14 protein-coding genes are annotated in these 16,870 nt (G+C 73.7%); 3 read left to right on the top strand and 11 right to left on the bottom strand.

Annotated features, from left to right (window positions below; all coding sequences use genetic code 11):
* Window positions 1-50: 50 nt before the first annotated feature.
* The 6 genes from C5508_RS15915 to C5508_RS15890 all read right to left on the bottom strand — a co-directional run bounded on the left by C5508_RS15915 (window position 51) and on the right by C5508_RS15890 (window position 7,497).
* Complete coding sequence (locus C5508_RS15915) at window positions 51-803, bottom strand: coiled-coil domain-containing protein (protein ID WP_157944120.1); 753 nt, start codon at window positions 801-803, stop codon at window positions 51-53.
* A gap of 120 nt (window positions 804-923) precedes the next feature.
* Window positions 924-1,343 carry a DoxX family protein gene (locus C5508_RS15910; RefSeq protein ID WP_104525921.1) on the bottom strand — a complete coding sequence of 140 codons (420 nt, stop codon included), beginning with the start codon at window positions 1,341-1,343 and terminating at the stop codon, window positions 924-926.
* 53 nt (window positions 1,344-1,396) lie between these two features.
* Window positions 1,397-3,043: a phytoene desaturase family protein gene (locus tag C5508_RS15905; RefSeq protein WP_104525920.1), complete on the bottom strand. Its 1,647-nt coding sequence runs from the start codon at window positions 3,041-3,043 to the stop codon at window positions 1,397-1,399.
* Between the two features lie 115 nt (window positions 3,044-3,158).
* Window positions 3,159-4,382, bottom strand: a complete 1,224-nt coding sequence (locus C5508_RS15900; RefSeq protein WP_104525919.1) for a 3-deoxy-7-phosphoheptulonate synthase — start codon at window positions 4,380-4,382, stop codon at window positions 3,159-3,161.
* Window positions 4,379-6,517 carry a DEAD/DEAH box helicase gene (locus C5508_RS15895; protein ID WP_104525918.1) on the bottom strand — a complete coding sequence of 713 codons (2,139 nt, stop codon included), beginning with the start codon at window positions 6,515-6,517 and terminating at the stop codon, window positions 4,379-4,381. The genes C5508_RS15900 and C5508_RS15895 overlap by 4 nt, the downstream gene beginning before the upstream one ends.
* A gap of 308 nt (window positions 6,518-6,825) precedes the next feature.
* On the bottom strand, window positions 6,826-7,497 hold the full coding sequence (locus C5508_RS15890) for a hypothetical protein (protein ID WP_104525917.1): 672 nt from the start codon (window positions 7,495-7,497) through the stop codon (window positions 6,826-6,828).
* A gap of 483 nt (window positions 7,498-7,980) precedes the next feature.
* Between C5508_RS15890 and C5508_RS20800 the strand changes: the two genes are divergently transcribed.
* Window positions 7,981-8,322 carry a helix-turn-helix domain-containing protein gene (locus C5508_RS20800; protein ID WP_232797194.1) on the top strand — a complete coding sequence of 114 codons (342 nt, stop codon included), beginning with the start codon at window positions 7,981-7,983 and terminating at the stop codon, window positions 8,320-8,322.
* Window positions 8,323-8,382: 60 nt separating this feature from the next.
* Complete coding sequence (locus C5508_RS15880) at window positions 8,383-8,586, top strand: zinc-ribbon domain-containing protein (RefSeq protein ID WP_104525916.1); 204 nt, start codon at window positions 8,383-8,385, stop codon at window positions 8,584-8,586.
* Window positions 8,587-8,614: 28 nt separating this feature from the next.
* On the opposite strand, the gene C5508_RS15875 is transcribed toward C5508_RS15880, so the two are convergent.
* The 4 genes from C5508_RS15875 to C5508_RS15860 form a co-directional block, all read right to left on the bottom strand.
* Complete coding sequence (locus C5508_RS15875; RefSeq protein ID WP_198598127.1) at window positions 8,615-11,026, bottom strand: ATP-binding SpoIIE family protein phosphatase; 2,412 nt, start codon at window positions 11,024-11,026, stop codon at window positions 8,615-8,617.
* A 139-nt stretch (window positions 11,027-11,165) separates the two neighbouring features.
* On the bottom strand, window positions 11,166-12,242 hold the full coding sequence (locus C5508_RS15870; RefSeq protein ID WP_104525914.1) for an SDR family oxidoreductase: 1,077 nt from the start codon (window positions 12,240-12,242) through the stop codon (window positions 11,166-11,168).
* Between the two features lie 282 nt (window positions 12,243-12,524).
* Complete coding sequence (locus tag C5508_RS15865) at window positions 12,525-13,058, bottom strand: alpha/beta hydrolase (RefSeq protein WP_232797193.1); 534 nt, start codon at window positions 13,056-13,058, stop codon at window positions 12,525-12,527.
* A 450-nt stretch (window positions 13,059-13,508) separates the two neighbouring features.
* Complete coding sequence (locus C5508_RS15860; RefSeq protein ID WP_104525912.1) at window positions 13,509-14,342, bottom strand: alpha/beta fold hydrolase; 834 nt, start codon at window positions 14,340-14,342, stop codon at window positions 13,509-13,511.
* A gap of 281 nt (window positions 14,343-14,623) precedes the next feature.
* Here C5508_RS15860 and C5508_RS15855 point away from each other — a divergent pair, with 281 nt between their 5' ends.
* A complete protein-coding gene (locus C5508_RS15855) occupies window positions 14,624-16,072 on the top strand; it encodes an MFS transporter (RefSeq protein WP_232797192.1) in 1,449 nt (482 codons plus the stop codon).
* A 315-nt stretch (window positions 16,073-16,387) separates the two neighbouring features.
* On the opposite strand, the gene C5508_RS15850 is transcribed toward C5508_RS15855, so the two are convergent.
* A complete protein-coding gene (locus C5508_RS15850; protein ID WP_104525910.1) occupies window positions 16,388-16,774 on the bottom strand; it encodes a hypothetical protein in 387 nt (128 codons plus the stop codon).
* Window positions 16,775-16,870: the final 96 nt, after the last annotated feature.

Below are 16,870 nucleotides of genomic sequence, written 5' to 3'. Positions count from 1 at the left end.
ACGCGTTGATGGTATGGTATTGCATATTTTTTTTTTTTCATAATGCTGAGCTAGCTGATATATTCTCTCTCCTCTTCGTCGGCAGCGTCAGATGAGTATAAGAGACGGCCTCGGACCAGATGGCGGAGCAGCGCCTCCTGCTGGACGCGCAGCTCCGCCATCTGGTCCGCGGCGCGGGTGCGCACGGCTTCGGCCGACGCCAGCGCCGCCGAGGCGGTCTGCCGCGAGCGGTCGGCCTCGGCCACGGCGATCTGCACGACGCTCTGGGTCGCGACCGCCTGCTCGCGGGCCACCGAGACCACCGCGAGCACCTCCGTCCGGCCGGCACCCACGGCCTCGAGCAGGGCCGCCCGTTCGAGCGCCTGCGCGGGGCTGCCCGACGTGATCAGGCCGGCGAGGATCGGCGAGGTGGTGCCGGACATGTAGCTGCTGCGGGCGAACGCGGCGACGGCGTCCTTCGCGGCCGACAGCTCCACCTGCGCCCGCTCCGCCGCTCCGCGCGCGGCCTGCGCAGTGGCGTCGGCCCGGACGTAGGCCTGCTGCTGGGCGTCGAACTCGGCGCGGGCGCGGAGGGCCTCGGCGTTCGCCCGGTCGACCGCGGTCTGCGCGGCGCCCTGCTGGGCCAGCAGCTGCCCGACCTGGGCGCTCGCGGCCTGGGCCGCCTGCTCCGCGGCGGTCACCGAGGGGTCGGAAGGAGCTGCCGAGGCCGTCCCCGGGAGAGCGGCGAGGCCGAGCGCGGCGGCCACGAGGACCCCGCTCCAGCGGCCGTGCCGGACCGGCACCGAGTCGAGCGGAACCCCCACGCGCACCCCTTCGTCGTCGGACGCGGTCGAGAACAACCGTCCCGTCCGCCCCAGGGTGCCCACGGGTGCAGGGTTCGACGCGTCGACACGCGCGCCGGCCGGAGCCGGCGTCCCAGATCGTTACCGGCGCAGTGACGGTTCGGAGCGCTGCCGCCGACGGAGCCAGCCGCCGCCGTACAGCGCCCAGAGCACGAGCAGCGGCTGGAAGAACAGGCGGACGAGGCGCTTCCGGTCGGTGTCGAGCCCGAAGGCGTCCGTGCCCTCCAGGTACTGCGCGACGTTCCCCGGGAAGACCAGCACGAAGAACGCCGCGAGCAGGCCACCGACGAGCCGCCGCTTGCCCGGCAGCGCGAGGAAGGCGGCACCGAGCGCGATCTCGACGACGCCCGAGCCGAGCACCGTCAGGTCCTCGTCCACCGGGAACCAGGTGGGAACCTGCGCCTGGAACTCCCGCCGCTGGACGGTCAGGTGCAGCCCGCCGGCACCGACCATCGCGGCTCCGAGCAGGAGTCGCGCAGCGGTCCGGGCGGCAGCGGGCATGCCCGACCGTAGCCGCGCCCCCGATCGGTCCACCGGGCGCGCCGGCGACCGCGTCAGGAACGGAAGGAGGCGAGGAGCTTCCGCGCCGCGGTGCCGGCCGGGAGCAGTCGCGACAGCAGCCCCGGCGGGCGCAGGATCTCCTGGGCGACCAGGTGCCCGGACCCGGCCCCCAGGCCGGCGCCGGGATGGGTCGAGGCCCCGATGTGCCAGAGCCCCGGGACCTCGGTGCGGTGCCGCGAGGTCAGCGGCCCCGGCCGCCAGAGCAAGTTCTGGTCCAGCTCCTGGGAGCCCTCGTACGGGTCGCCGTCCACGGCGTTCCGGTTGGCGGCCTGGAGGTCCACAGGGCTCAGCGCCCGGACCCCGAGCACCCGTTCCCGCAGGCCCGGGGCCTGCCGCTCGATCCGGTGGAGCACCCGGTCCACGTAGCCGTCGACGAGCGTCGGCGACCACCCCGAGGACACGTCCAGCTCCCCGGCGCTGTCACCGACCGGGCGGAACGGGACCTCCTGCAGCTGCAGCCACAGGGCGGCTGCTCCGGCGGGCACCCGGGAAGGATCCAGGACGTGCTGCTGGCCGACCACCACCGTCGGCCGCGCCGGCAGCATCCCCGCACTGGCCTCGGCGCAGGCGATCGCGGTCGACGACGACCCGTCGCTCAGGTGGATCAGCGGGACCCCCGCCAGCTCGTCGTCGCGCCAGGGCACCGGCCCGGACAGCGCCACGTGCACCTGCATGGCGGCGCGCCCCGGCCGGTAGCGGACCGCCTCCTCGCGCAGCCCGGCCCGGACCGCGCCCACGGGCAGCAGCTGGTCGTAGAGGACCCCGGGCCACACCGACGCCAGCACGGCCTCGCGGGCGGTGAGCGTCGACTCCCCCGCCCGGACGCCCACGGCCCGCCCGTCCTCGACGAGCACCCGGTCGACGACGGTTCCCGTGCGCACCTCCACCTCGCGCTCGGCGAGCAGGCCCTCGAATGCCGTCACGAACCGGCCGGCGCCGCCACGCACGACCGGGAGCCCCGCGCCATGCATGGTGGCGGCGAACAGCGCGACCATGAGCCCACCGGAGGCACTGTCCGGGGCCAGACCACCGTGCAGCAGCCAGGGCGCCCAGAGGTGGTCCACCTCCGGGCCGGTGAACTGCCGTTCCATGGCCGCGCGGCCGCTGCTGGCGGTGTCCCGCGCCCACTGCTCCATCCCGGCCAGTCCGTTGCGGCGGGCGAGGTCCAGCAGCGACCGGACGGCGGCGGGGCTCCGGAGCTCCTGCCCCATCAGGCCGCCGATGGCCTGGATGTCGGCGCCGAGGCGCTCGAGCATCGCGAGGTACGCCGCACGGTCGCCCGCGTGCGCGAAGCCCTCGACCGTCCGGGCGGGATCCCGGTACGCCATCGTCGTCCGGCCGTCCTCGGCCACGGAGGCACACAGCCGGTCGTCGGTGTTGCGGTACTCGAGGCCGTGCCGGGCCAGGGCCTCGCCCAGCGCGGCGTAGGCACCACCGGTCAGGAACAACGGGTGCCAGGACGAGAACGTGTCGTGCACGTAGCCGGGGACGGTGAGCTCCCCGGAAGCGACGAAGCCACCGATCCGCTCGTTGGCCTCCACCAGGCACACCCGGCGCCCCGCGCCGGCCAGCTCCGCGGCGGCCACCATGCCGTTGACCCCCGCGCCCACGACGACGACGTCGAACTCGTTGAGGGGCATCACGATCCTCCCGTCCGGCGGACCGGACCACCTTCGCCGGTGCTCCGATCCGACGTCAACGGGATGCGTCACGACCCGGGGACGGCGCCCGGCGACGTGCACCGGGCCGTCGCCGTCAGCCCTGCCGGGACCCTCGCCCGGCCCGCGCTGCCTCGGCCAGCTCGGCGAACATCGCCTCCGTCGTCGGCAGGTCGACGCAGGCGTCGGTGACGCTGCGGCCGTACTCCAGCGACTCCGGGTGCTGCTGGTCGAGGTCCTGGCGGCCCGCGACGAGGTTGCTCTCCACCATCACGCCGCGGATCGCCTGCTCACCGCCGGCGATCTGGCCGGCGAGGTCGCGGACGACCTCGATCTGGCGCAGGTGGTTCTTCTGGCTGTTGCCGTGCGAGGCGTCGACGACGACGACCTCGGGCAGCCCACGAGCGGCCAGCCGCCGCTTCGTGTCGGCGATGTGGGCGGCCGAGTAGTTGGGGCCGTCCTTCGCGCCGCGCAGGATGACGTGGCCGGTGTCGTTGCCCGTCGTCGACAACTGGGCGGAGACGCCGTGGGCGTCGACGCCGAGGAACTCGTGCGGCGACCGCGCCGTCATGACGGCCTGGATCGCGGAGTCGACGCTGCCCTCTGGCGAGTTCTTGAACCCGACGACGGAGGAGAACCCGGAGACCCGCTCGCGGGCTGTCTGGTCGGTGACGTTGCGCGCGCCGACGCCGTTGTAGGTGACCAACCCGTTGACGTACTGCGGGGTGAGCGCGTTCAGCGGCTCGGCCGCGACCGGGACGCCGAGGGCGGTGATGCGGCACATGAGCATCCGCGTCGCGACCAGGCCGACGCTGATCCGGCTGGACCCGTCGAGGAACGGGTCGTAGGCGAAGCCCTTCCAGTCCACCTCGGTGCGCGGCTTCTCGGTGTAGGTCCGCATGAGGATCTCGAGGTCGTCCGCGTGCCGCTCCCGCATCCGCGCGATGAAGCCGGCGTACTCCAGCGCGGCATCGGCGTCGTGGATCGAGCAGGGGCCGGCGATGACGGCCAGGCGCTGGTCGGCACCGGTCACGATGCCGGTCATGGCCCGCCGGGCGGCCCGCGTCGTCGCGACGGAGGTCTCCGACAGCGGGACGACGGCGGCGACGGCCGCGGGGGTGACGACGACGCTCAGCCCGGTGATGCGGGCGTTGACCAGGTCGCCGAGGTCGGCGGCGTCGTCGGGGCCGACCCCGAGCTGCCGCTGCACGTCGGGAAGGCGGTCGGCGAGCGCGGCGTCGATCTGCCCGTTGACCCGGGTCTGGACGTCGAGCAGCAGCTCGGCGACCCGGGTGGCGGCGTCCAGGATCTGCTCGGTCATCGGTTCTCCAGGGCGTCGGTGAGCAGGGCGACCAACGCCTCGAGCTGGACATCGGCCGAGGACTGCATCTCCTCGTCCGAGCCGTCCAGGGCCCGGGCGGCCAGCCCCGCCTTGCTGTCGATCAGCTCGGCGATGCGGGCGTCGAGGGTCTGTGCGGCGATGATCCGCCACGCGGTCACCGGCTCGGTCTGGCCGATCCGGTGGCTGCGGTCGATGGCCTGCGTCTGCTCGGCGTCGGTCCAGGACAGCTCGGCGAGCACGATGTTGGAGGCGACCTGCAGGTTAAGGCCTACGCCCGCGGCGGTGAGCGAGCAGACCGCGACGGCGACCTCGGGGTCCTTCACGAAGGCGTCGATGTGCTTCTGCCGAGCCGCGGGCGTCTGGTCGCCGCGGATCGAGGAGTAGCGGATGCCCAGCTTGGTGAGCGTCTCCTCGGCGGTGTCCATGACGTCGATGTGCTTGGCGAAGAAGACGACCTTGCCGGCGCTGCGGGCCAGCTGCGCCGCGTAGTCCGCGGCGAGACCGGCCTTGGCCTGGCCGATGCGCCGCATCATGCTGAAGACGTTCTCGCCGGTCGTCTTCGTCGTCGTGTCCTTGAGCTCCCAGCCGGCCACCTTGCGCACGAGTTCGGTGTCGATCCCCTCGAGGACGGTCGCCGACTCACGGGCCGCGACGGCGCTGTCGTACCGCTTGACCAGCCGGGCCGCGAGCTCGCGCTCGGCCGCCCGGATCGACCGGCCCGCCTTGTCGTCGAGCTCCACGGGCAGGTCGGCGATGCGGCGGGCGGGGATGTCGGCGGCGACGTCGACCTTGCGCCGGCGCACGATGCCCAGGTCGATCACGCACTTCCGCGCTGCGGCGTAGAAGCCCGGGTCCGCGGGCGTCAGGCCGACGTCCTCGAGGGATTCCATCAGCTCGCCGAGCGGCTTCTCGTCGTCGATCCAGCCGAGGAACTGCCAGATGGCGCGGAAGTCCTCGATGTCGTTGATCAGCGGCGTGCCGGTCAGGGCCATGAGCAGCGGCCGCGGCACGCGCGAGCGGATCCGCTCGGAGAGCTCGAGGACGTGCTGCGAGCGCTGCGAGGTCTTGTTCTTGATGAAGTGCGCCTCGTCGACGACCATCCCGCGGAAGCCGAAGTCACCGATCCAGCCGACGTGCCGGTCGAGCACCTCGTAGTTGACGACGACGATGTCGGCGAAGGCGTCGATCGTCTCGCCGTTGCCCTGGATCACCGTCGCGGGACGGTGCGGAACCCAGCGCGCGGCCTCGCGGGCCCAGTTGGTCTTGACGACGTTGGGCACGACGACCAGCAGCGGGAACGCCTGGGCCGCCTCGGCCGCGAGCAGCGACTGGGCCGTCTTGCCCAGACCCGGCTCGTCGGCGAGCAGGAAGGTGCGGTGCCCCTGCGCGGCAGCGGCCACCAGCTGCCCCTGGTGCGGCATGAGCTCGTGCCCGGCCGGGGTGAACTGGGAGCTCGGGAAGGGCAGCGCCATGCAGGCCGGGGCTCCGCCGCCGGCGCGCTCGAACGAGTTGAGCAGCGGGGTGAGCAGCTCCCAGCCCATCAGCCGGCGGGGACGGGGCGCGGTCGGACGGGCTGCCGAGAAGTCAGGGGCCAGGAACGGGTTGGCGAGCTGCCGGGAGATGACCGACTGCGGCACGACCTTGCGCTCGGGCACCGCCGGCGCGGCCTCGGTCAGCACCGGGGGCGCCGGCTCCTCCTCGGCGGTCTCGATGCCGGCGGCCGCCAGCATCTCGCGCTTGAGCGCCTTGGCGGCGTCGGAGGCGACGGCCTCGTCGGCGAGCAGGGCGAGCAGCCCCGCCTCCCGGACGGCCGTGGTCGCCAGGATGGTGGCGATCCCGTCGAGGCGCTTGAGCTGCTCACCGCGCCGGGTGTCGTTGAGGGTCGAGTCGGCCTGGACGCGGGCGCGCTCCTCGCGCAGCACCAGTGCGATGGCCTGGAACTCGGCGCGCACCGTCGGGGTCACGCGGCCGCGCTTGACCGCGCCCTCGACCTCGCGGACGGCGCGGGCGAGCACGGCGATGACGTCGCCGCCCTCGCGGACGCGCCGCTGACGCTGCTGGTTGCGCGGAGCGTTGCGCCGCGCGCCCGGCGACCGACGAGCTGGTCCTGCCACGTACCCCTCCTCTGGACGCCCCGAGCGAGCGCCACGACAGGCCGCCGCCACGAGCCGGTGCCGCCGGCCGGGGCCGGCGGCGGGGAACCCGCGTGGCTGCTGCGTCTCGTCCCACGGGTCCGTGGGAGATCGACGCCTCCGGGCGGACGGTTCCGACGCGGGCCGACAGCCACCGGGATCGCCGGGGCACCCACGCGAGAGCAGAAGTCGTCGCCGGACAGAAGGCCCGTGCTGGGCCGATGCCAGGTCAACAGTAGCGCGTACCCCGGTCCGCCGTCCCGGCGCTGGGAACGTCCCGCGTGCGGCGACTACTTCAGGAACAGCGGGTTCTCGGGGTCGACGTCGAAACTCCACCGCCACGGTGCCCCGTCCCGCCTCCGCGACCACTCCAGTTCGACCGTCTCGACCGGAGCAGGACCCCTGCCGTCGAACCGCACGGTGACCAGGCCGCCGTCGGCGGCACGATAGGTGGACTGCTTCATCTCCCCTACCCCCTGATCGTCACCCGGGTGGGCGGGGACCAGCGCTGCGCGGGCGGCATCGGTTCCGATGACCTCCTCCAGTGCCTCACCGGCCCTCCCGATGGCCTCCCAGCCCCGGGGCAACCAGTTGTGGAGGTCGTCGAGGTCCTCGACCGTCGTCCAGTAGGTCGTCTGGCCGTCGGAGTCGGCCACGGCGGCGATGTGGGCGCCGGTGGGATAGCTGTAGGCGGAGACCGACGCCGTGCCCTCAGCCACCTTCGCGGCGGCGGCATCCAGCCCCTTGCCCACGAGCCATGCCCGGCCGTCGTCCAGCAACGTGCCGCCCAGCCAGGAGAGGGCGCCGACGAGCGCGGCCTTCAGCTGAGGCGCGGCGACCGCTACCGGCCCTCCGCAGGCCGGCGTCGCTCCCACGGCCGCGCCCGCGACGGCCAGGATTCCCAGCTGGAACAGTCTCCGGCGGGGCATGCCGGGCTCGGGGACGTCGAGTGCTCGGGGCATGGGCCCACTCCTCAGCAACGGGGAGGACGTGTCGTCCTCAGGGACCGGATGGCGGCCAGGGCGTGGCCGGCATCGAGCGATCAGCCCGTCCCCGGATGACTGGATCCGGGGTCGCTGGTACGAGCGCGGATTTTTTTAGCGCAACCCGGAGGGACCCGCCAGGCCGGGAGAGCCGACCATCACGGATCAGCACAGGGCGCTTACCGATCGCTACTGCTCGCCGGTGTGGGAGCAGGAGGAACGGCTGCCCGGCTCGTCGTTCCCGGCGCGGCCCCTCCCCGGTCGTCACACGCATCGTCTGCCACCTCGCGCTTCGCACGGGTCGCGCGCTGCGCACGGGCAACATGTGACGAAGGGGAACGGTCCGTCTCGTTCATCTCGTCCTGACGCGAGGGGTGACCAGCCGCTTACTGTGGGTTTCAACAGGGGCGCGATCCGACACCGGTAGCCACGCGTTCCTCACCGCCTTCGAGAGGAACCGTCATGCCCCTCCCCCAGCACTCCGCCGCCACCACGATGCGCCGTCCGGTCCAGTACGGCCAGCGCCCCGCTCCCCGCCCGGCGATGAACGCCGGCTACCCGGCGCCCCGGCTCCCCGTCGCCGCCCCGATGGCCCAGCGCCCGGCCGGCGAGCGCCCCTCGCCGCGCCCGGTCAGCTTCCTCACCGTGGCCGAGGTCGCCGCGATCATGCGGGTGTCCAAGATGACCGTCTACCGCCTGGTCCACGGTGGCGAGATGGCTGCCGTGCGGGTCGGCCGTTCCTTCCGGGTGCCCGAGACCGCCGTCCGCGAGTACCTGTCCGAGGCCCGCACCGACGTCGCCTGACGGCGCCCGGCCCCCGGGCGTCCCGCCGCGTACCGGGGCGTCCCTGCCTAGGCTGGCACCGTGTTCTTCCTCTTCGGCCTCGGCACCAAGCAGCGGGACCTGGGCCCCGGCGAGGTCCGGACCTGCCCGCGATGCGGCAACACGTCCCGGTGGGCGCGGGTGCGGCAGTTCAGGCAGTTCTCGGTGTTCTTCGTGCCCCTCGTGCGGTGGGGACGCCGCCGGCTCGAGGTCTGCGGCGTCTGCGGAACCGCCGTCGAGGTGTGAGCTCCTCCGTCGGCTCAGCGGCCGACGGTCAGCGCGGCTTGACGATGCAGGACCAGACGAGCTTCCGGCCCGCCTCGTAGTGGACGCCGTGCTCGGCGGTGAGGTCGGCGATGACGTAGAGGCCGTACCCGCCCTTCCCGGCGGGGCGCGCCCTCGCCGGTGTCGGTGACCGGTCGGGGGCGCCGTCGGTCACGATGACGATCCACCGTCCCTCGTGGTCCCCGATGTGCAGCGCCGAGGGCGCGGCGCCGTGCCGCAGCGCGTTGGACGTGAGCTCGTCGATCACCAGGACCGCCCGCTCGACGGCGTCCTCGATGTCCGGCGCGGCCTCGTCGTGCGGACCGACCCCCAGCGAGGCGTACAGGAACTGTCGTGCCTGGCGGCGGACGCCGCGCAGGGTCCGCAGCGACTCCAGCCGGAGGGACAGCCCGGGATCCCCCGCGAGGGGAACGGGCCGGTCACGGTGCCAGGACGCGTAGGCCTCCGCGTACTCAGCCGGCGTCCGTGAGGCACCGCTACCCGTCGCGACCGCTTCCCCGCCGTCCGGCGCCGGATCGGCACCGGCCAGCGACCCCTCGACCGGAACGGTCGCCGGAACCCGCTTCGGACCGGCCTCGGCCGGCCGGGGCCGGGCCTGGAGGTGTAGCCGGACGGCGACGAGGGCGACGTCGTCGGTGGGGCGTCGCCCGACCAAGCGCTCCAGGAGCTGGTCGCAGAGCTCGTCGAGCGGGCGTTCGGCGAGCTCGACGGCCAGCCGCTCCAGCCGGGCGACTCCGACGTCCAGGTCGCTGCCAGACCGCTCGACCAGCCCGTCGGTGTACAGCAGCACCGTCGCGCCGCGCGGGAGCTCGACGACGGTCTCGTCGCGCGCGCCGGTCGAGTCCACGCCCAGCATCAGCCGGGCGGCGGGCTGGGGGACCTCGACGAGCCCGCCGCGCCCGTCGAGGACCACCGGGGTCGGGTGCCCGGCGGTGGCCCACCGCAGCCGGGTGACGCCGCGCGGTACCTCATCGGCGGTCTGCTCCAACCGGCCCATCCCGACCGTGGCGTAGGTGCGCAGGCCGAGCTGGGTGACGGCGCGGTCCAGCGTGTCGAGCGCTCGCGCCGGCCCCGGCTCGCCCGCCACGGCGATCCCGCGCAGCAGGCTGCGCAGCTCGCCCATGGTCGCCGCGGCACTCACGTCGTGGCCGACGACATCGCCGATCACCAGGTTCACGGCGCCGTCGGTCTGCAGGAAGGTGTCGTACCAGTCGCCGCCGACCTGGCCGGCGCCCGTGGCCGGCAGGTAGCGGACGGCGATGTGGCAGTGGTCGGGCTGGAACGGTTCGGCGAGCATGCTGCGCTGCAGCTCCTCGGCCAGCTGACGGCTGCGCGCCGCCGACCGCCGCTCCTGGGCGAGCGTCTGCAACCGGCTCAGGGCCTGCGCGGCCTGGGACGCGAACGCCTGCACCAGGTCGACCTCGCCGGAGGAGAAGGTCCGCTCCGCCGTCCAGCCGGCCACCAGTGAGCCCAGCAACCGGCCACCGTTCTCCAGCGGAACGGTGATCCAGGACCGCTGACCGGCCTCCTCGAAGGCCTCCCGCATCTCAGGCGACCAGGCCTCCGCCTGGGCCTGGCTCTCGAACACCACGGCCTTCCCCGTGCGCGCCACCCAGGCCGCGGGCAACCGGCTGTCGAGGGCGACGGTGCCGAACCGCTGCTGCGCTCCCGGTCCCAGGGACGGCGTCAGGGTGAGTCGGACGACGTCGTGGTCGTCGTCGCGCAGCGCGATGGCACCGCCGTCCGCGCCGATCGCGGCCAGGCCCGCGTCGGCGAGGATGTCGGTGATCGCCGTGACGCTCTCCGCGGCCGCCAGCTGCAGCACCACCTGCGCCATCGCCGCGAGCCGGTGGGTCGCCGCTTCCCGCGACGCCAGGGCGGCCCGGAGTTCCTGGGTGCGGGCGAACAGGTCGGCTTCCAGGCCGTCGAGCCGAGCCCAGCTCCCATCGGCCCGGCCGTCGGCGAGGCGCTCCCGTTCGGCGAGGTACTCCGACACGTCCTCCACCCGCTGGAGCACCAGCTGGGTCCGGCCCTGCTCGTCGAGGACCGGTGCGCTGATCAGCGACCAGGCCCGGGACACCGGGCGGCCGGTCTCCTGGTCGAGGACCTCGTACCGGAACAGGGGCATGTGGTCAGGGACGCCGGTGTCCCTGACCCGCTCGAAGGACGTCTGCAGCGGGTTGACCCCCTGGGCGTCGAGCGTCTCCGGCGCGGGCGGGAACGCGTCGAAGACGTACTGGCCGATCAGCTCCGCCCGGCCGCGGCCCAGCAGCCGCAGGTAGGCCTCGTTCGCCTCCACGATGGTCAGGTCCGGCGACATGACCAGGTAGGCGGTGGGCAGGGACTCGAAGATGGCCCGGAAGTCAGCTGTGGCGGCTCGGCCGACGTCGTCCACGCGCACCTGTCTTCCTCCCGGAACCGTCGCGCCTGCTCCGGAGCCCCGGCATGCCGTGCGCAGTCTGAGGGCCCCATCATCGCCCATCACCCGGACCGGGTCGGCCACCGCACGACCGACGGCACCCGCCGGCGCGCGCGGGGCCTCACCGGACGGGTGGGATGACCCCGTCGGCGGCGAGCCGGTCGAACAGCTCGAGGAACCGCTGCTCGGTGTCCAGGCAGTCGGCGAAGCCGGCCTGGCGCAGCCTGATCGTGGAACTGACGTTGTCGAAGCCGGACGTGAAGATGAACTCGCCGAACTCCCAGCGCACCAGGTCCTCGTACGGCGTGGTCACCAGGTCGTGGCGGGCGACCAGCCGCTCCCACACGTCGCGCCGGTCGCCCATCGCCTCGGCCAGTGGAACCGGCTGCGGCTCGGCGTGCTCCATCCCGAGGTGCCGGGCGAGGGCCGGGAACACGTGCCGCCAGCGGATCTGGTCGCCGTTGGTGACGTTGTAGATCTCGCCGTCGGCACCCGGTTCGCGCCCGGCCCACACCGTGGCCCGGGCGAGCAACTCGGCATCGGTGACCTGGTAGAGGGCGTCGTAGGCCGCCAGGCTCCCCGGGAACCGCAGAGGCTGCCCCAGCTCCTTGGTGATCGCGGCGTAGACGGCGATCACCATGAGCAGGTTCATGGGGTTGCCCACCGCATAGCCGATGACGCCCTCGGGCCGGAACACCGTCAGCCGGAACCCGCGCTCGGCTGCGACCTCGCGCAGCAGGTCCTCCTGGTCGTAGTAGAAGTTCGGCTGGATGATCCGCGGATCGGTCTCCTTGGCCGGGGTGTTGAAGAACCCCATGTGCGCGCCGTACGCCTTGCCGCCCTGGTACAGCGTCACGTGCTCGACCGGCGCGCCGGTCGCCGCCAGCCCGTCCAGGGTGTTCCGGAGCATCGCGACGTTGGCCTCGGATGCCTCCCGGGCGCTGCTGCGCTCGGTGTAGGCGGCGAAGACGAGGTGCGTGACGTCGTCGAGAGGCTCGAGGCCGTCCCGTGCGGCTTCCTGATCCCCGAGGTCGATCGGGAGGTGTTCCCACGAGGCGGTCCGCGGTCGACGACGGCTCACGCCCCGGACCCGCCAGCCCGGCCGCGTCGCGTACTCCGCGGCCACGTGCGCCCCGATGACGCCGCCGGCTCCGGTGATCAGGACGCTGCCGCCGTGGTCGGTCGTGGGCTCGCTCATCGCTGCTGGATCCGTTTCCTCGGTGTTGGAGGGCGCCGCGCCGTCCTCCGCCGTCGCGGCTGCCCCGTTCCCCATCCATTCCACCCAGCGCCTCCGCCAACCCTCGGGCGGGGAATGGCGGCGGCCTCCCGTCAGCGCCGCTGACCGACCGTCGCAGCGGGCCGGCTCGGCACCTGGTCCTCGGCGGGAGCGGTGATCTCGCGCAGGGCTTCTCCCAGGGCGGGGACGTCCTCCCGTGAGTGGCCGCACTGCAGCTCACGCGCACGGGCGGGGCGTACCGGTTCAGCGCAGCCAGTCCACGGCTTCGCGGGTGATGTCGGCCGGCACGGTGTGCGGACCGGAGAACTCGCGGTACGTCACGTCGTACCCGTCGTCGCGCAGCTCCGGCACGATCCGCCTGCTGGTCCGGTCGATCGGCAGGACGTCGTCGCCGTCACCGTGAGAGACGAAGACCAGCGGATCTCCCTGGGGCGACGCCCCCGGCGGCACGAAGCCCGGGGAGAACGCGACGATCCTCCGGAACAGGTCGCCGTTGGCCAGGCCCAGGCCGAGTGCGTACGAGGCACCGTCGGAGAACCCGGCTGCCGCCACTCGACCGGCGTCCACCGCGAACCCGGAGAAGACCCGCGCCAGCGCCCGGTCGATGACCGTGACATCAGGGCCGTAGCTACCGCGGATGGCGTCCCACGTCGCCCCGCGGGACGCCGGCGCCACCAGCAGCAGACCGCGTTCATCCGCCAGCGGCTGCAGTAGCGCCAGTCCGGCCGCTGCGTCGCCGCCCGCGCCGTGCAGAACCAGGACGAGCGGCGCGGGCACATCAGGGACGACGGTCGGCGGGACGTGGAGGAGGGGGTCCCGGTCCGCCTCGAGACCCAGCGGATGCGTTCCAGGGGTCCTCGGGAGTGCATCCGAGGACCCGGTCGGCCCTGATCCCGGGCGCGCGGTCAGGACTGCGTCGTCTGCCTCCTCTCCCCCGCCGGGGACTGCGCCGGGAGGCCGGAGGCCACACGCGGCGAGCAGGCCGACGCCCGCCACCTGTCCGGCCGCCACCAGGAACCGTCGGCGCGTGAGCACACCGTCCTGCTACCCCGGCAGACCCGCTGGACTCCTGCCGCCACGCCTCACGCGTCCGCCGAGGGGCGGCGGTGCTGGGCCGCTGCGCGACAGATCCAGGAGGTCGTCTCGCGGAACGTGCGACGGGACCCCTGGTCGAGAACTCCGGGAACGGCGCCCCGACACCCACCACCCGAGGAACTGCCGACGGCGTCAGACAGCGCGGACCAGCCGGAGCACCGCGTCGGAGACGACGTCGGGTCGATCGGCGGGGGCGAAGTGGCTCGCGTCGTCCACCACGGTCAGCCGGGCGCCTGGGATGTCGTCGGCGAGGCGCTGCCCGTACGCGGGTTTCAGCTGGTGGTCCAGACGCCCCCACACCACCTCGGCAGGGACGTCCAGCCGTGGGAGGAACGGCGCCACCGTCTGCGTGTACACGGAGTCCAGCGAACGCAGGTGTGCGGCCAGCTGCCGCGGCGCTCCGGGGCGCGTCCAGGGCTGCACGAAGGAGTCGATGAACGGGCCGGACCGCTCACGGTGCGCGAAAAGGGTGCGCAACGCCGGCCGCAGGCCGGCACCCAGCGCGGCAGGAGGCAGCTGACCGACCAGCGGCCACGCTGCCTTCATGGCCCGGATGAAAGGCACCGGCCACCCGTCGTAACAGACGCCGTCCACGATTCCCAGCCCCGCGACCCGCGCGCTGCTGGTGGTGGCCACGATCTGGGCCACTCCCCCACCGAGGTCATGACCCACGACGACTGCCCGCTCCAGTCCCAGGACGTCCAGCAGATCGGCCAGCAGGGCCGCCTGGGCAGCGAGGTCGACGGGATGGCCGTCCGCGTCCATGGAGTCCCCGTAACCGAGCATGTCCACCGCGAACACCCTTGCGTGGGCACAGAGCCGGGGAACCACGTCCACCCACAGCCGGTGGTTGGTCGGGATCCCGTGCACCAGGAGCACCGGCGGACCGCTGTCGCCCGCCGACCAGACGTTGAGCCGGCGGGCACCGACCTCCACCAGGTGGGCACGTCCGACAGGCAGCTCCATACCGGTCTTCCATGCCCTGTTCGGAGCCGGCGAAGCGCGTCCAGGTCCGGCGCCCCGATGGCCGCCGCTGCGGGAGCCGTCCAGGGCACCGGCGTCGGCGGCTCCGGGCTCGACGTGGTGGACCTGCCCGGCACCGACGCCGCCCCCGGGGCCAGACCAACAGCAGCACGAGGTCACCCGACCGCGGCAGCGACTCCTCCGCGCCGCCGGCGTCCGGCCGTCCCTGCGGGCGGACACGCCCGGGACGCTTGGTCTTTGCAACGACCTGGGATCGTGGGGTCGTGAGCAGCACTCCTCCGCCCCGCGCCCTCGTGCCGGTGCTGATCTTCGTGGGCACCGTCGTCGCCGTCATCAGCAGCCTCGGCGCACCCCTCGTCCCGGCGATCGCCGCCACGATGGGGACGACGTTGCCGAACGCCCAGTGGGCACTGACGGTCACCCTCCTCGTCGGAGCGGTGTCCACCCCGGTGATCGGCCGCCTCGGGGACGGTCCCCACCGGCGCGAGGTCGTTCTCGTCGTCCTGGCCGTCGTCACGCTCGGCGGTCTGCTGGCCGCCCTCCCCCTGGGTCTGGAATGGCTCATCGCCGGCCGGGCGCTCCAGGGATTCGGGCTCGGCCTGACGCCCCTCGCGATGGCCACGGCCCGTGAGGCACTCCGAGGGGAGCGATCGCGCTCCACGATCGCCGCGCTGTCCATCACCGTGGTCACCGGCATGGGGCTGGGCTATCCGCTCGCGGGACTGGTCGCCGAACTCGGCGGGGTGCACGCTGCCTTCTGGGCCGGTGCCGCCGTCAGCTTCGCCGCTCTCCTGACCTCGGCCGCGGTGATCCCCCCGTCCCGGGTCACGTCCTCCCGACCGCTCGACGTCCTTGGCGCCGTGCTGCTCGGCGCCGGACTGGCCGGGGCGCTCCTCGGCCTCGGTGAGGCCGAGGTGTGGGGCTGGACGTCGCCGGTGCCGTGGGGCCTGATCTCGGGGTCCGCCGTCGTGCTGGCGATCTGGGCGTTCTGGGAGCTCAGGACCCGGTCCCCGCTGGTCGATCTCCGGCTCGCCCGCGGGCGCGTCGCCGCCACGGCTCACTCGGCGGCCCTTCTCGTCGGCCTCTCGAACTACCTCCTGCTGGTGTCGGTGCCGGTCCTGGTCCAGGCCCCACGGACGGGAGGACCGGGGTTCGGCGCCTCGATCCTGGTCGCGGGGCTGGCCTTGCTCCCGTTCTCGGCGGCCAGCGCGCTCGGCGGACGGCTCGCCCGGCTGCTGGCGGACCGCACCGGCTTCCACGTCGTCCTGCCGGTCGCGGCCCTGGTCCAGGCCGGCGCCTTCCTCCTGTTCGAGTTCGCCCGCAGCCAGCTGTGGCAGGTGTTCCTCGTCATGGGCGTGGCCGGGCTCGGGGTCGGAGCCGCCTTCGCGGCCTTCCCGGCGCTGGTCATCTCCGCCGTGCCGTCGTCGGAGACCGGCAGCGCCATGAGCCTGAACCAGGTGCTGCGCTACGTCGGCTTCGCCATCGGCAGCGCCCTGGCCGCCACCGTCCTCGCCGCTGCCACCCCCGAGGGCGCCGCGGCGCCGGGCAGCGGGGGGTACGCCACGATCGCTGTGGTCGGCCTCGCGGTGTGCCTGCTGACCGCCGCCGTCGCGTGGCGGCTGCCCGCCTGTCCCCGTACGGCCAGCGCGCGACCGCTGCCTGAGCCCCGACGCGCTGCCGGGAGCACCCGCCCACGGAGCACGCAGGGCTGATCACCGGGTCGATCCGGCGGCCGCCGGCGCCCCTCCGGGTCGGCGAACGGTCGGTGCGCTGCCTCCCGCCGTCCCGAGGCGCGTCCCATCGCGGGACAGCCGTGCCGGCAGCGACGGCGGGGCCCGCGGGAGCGGCTTGCATCGCTGCGTTGCGCGGGAGCTGGGGCAGCCTTCGGGGACATGGGCGCCGAAGCGGGCAGTCTGGGCCGACCGGCTGGCCCTCGCCGACCACTTCGAGAGCGGGAGCACGCTCCAGCACGGGCACCCGCGAGCCGCCCGCACCGAGGGACGTCGCCGCAGGTGGCGTGGAACCTGTCAGCCGAGCGCTTGGCGACCGCCGGCTCCCCCGAGGCGCTCCGATCCGGCCGGCCGATTCCACCGTGCCGACCGCGCCACCCGGTACACGATGGCTGCCTGCAGCGCGTAGACCGCCGCCATCCCGACGAAGAGCGCCGACAGTGCGACCCACTGGCCCGCGCTGAACGGCCCTACCGCCTCGAGATCGGTCTGCGCGATGCCGGCCGCTTGCACGGGGATGGCGACCGCGCCGGCGCCGAAGACGAACAGCGCCCAGCGCGCCCGGCTCCACGCGAGCGCGACCGCGCCCGGCGTGAGGAACACGACGTAGAAGACCGCGATGAATGCCAGACCGCTCCAGCTGAAGGTCGGAGTCCCTTCGGCGACGACCATGATCACGCGCATCAGCCCCCGCGTCAGTACCGCCCGAGCAGGCCACCCAGCAGCGCCGCTGCAACCCCCCGGGCGAGAGCCCGCACCAACCGCTTCCCACCCATGTCC

Source organism: Blastococcus atacamensis (assembly GCF_002938425.1).
GTDB classification, from domain to species: domain Bacteria; phylum Actinomycetota; class Actinomycetes; order Mycobacteriales; family Geodermatophilaceae; genus Blastococcus; species Blastococcus atacamensis.
The sequence above is the reverse complement of the archived record's forward strand: the minus strand, read 5'-3'. Positions and strand labels throughout refer to the sequence as shown.

Bases quoted from the DNA above. Each gene is read 5' to 3' on its own strand.
- C5508_RS20800 (WP_232797194.1), top strand. From the start codon at position 7,981: ATGCCCCTCCCCCAGCACTCCGCCGCCACCACGATGCGCCGTCCGGTC.
- C5508_RS15905 (WP_104525920.1), bottom strand. From the start codon at position 3,043: ATGCCCCTCAACGAGTTCGACGTCGTCGTCGTGGGCGCGGGGGTCAAC.
- C5508_RS15890 (WP_104525917.1), bottom strand. From the start codon at position 7,497: ATGCCCCGAGCACTCGACGTCCCCGAGCCCGGCATGCCCCGCCGGAGA.
- C5508_RS15910 (WP_104525921.1), bottom strand. From the start codon at position 1,343: ATGCCCGCTGCCGCCCGGACCGCTGCGCGACTCCTGCTCGGAGCCGCG.
- C5508_RS15860 (WP_104525912.1), bottom strand. From the start codon at position 14,342: ATGGAGCTGCCTGTCGGACGTGCCCACCTGGTGGAGGTCGGTGCCCGC.
- C5508_RS15850 (WP_104525910.1), bottom strand. From the start codon at position 16,774: ATGCGCGTGATCATGGTCGTCGCCGAAGGGACTCCGACCTTCAGCTGG.
- C5508_RS15870 (WP_104525914.1), bottom strand. From the start codon at position 12,242: ATGAGCGAGCCCACGACCGACCACGGCGGCAGCGTCCTGATCACCGGA.
- C5508_RS15900 (WP_104525919.1), bottom strand. From the start codon at position 4,382: ATGACCGAGCAGATCCTGGACGCCGCCACCCGGGTCGCCGAGCTGCTG.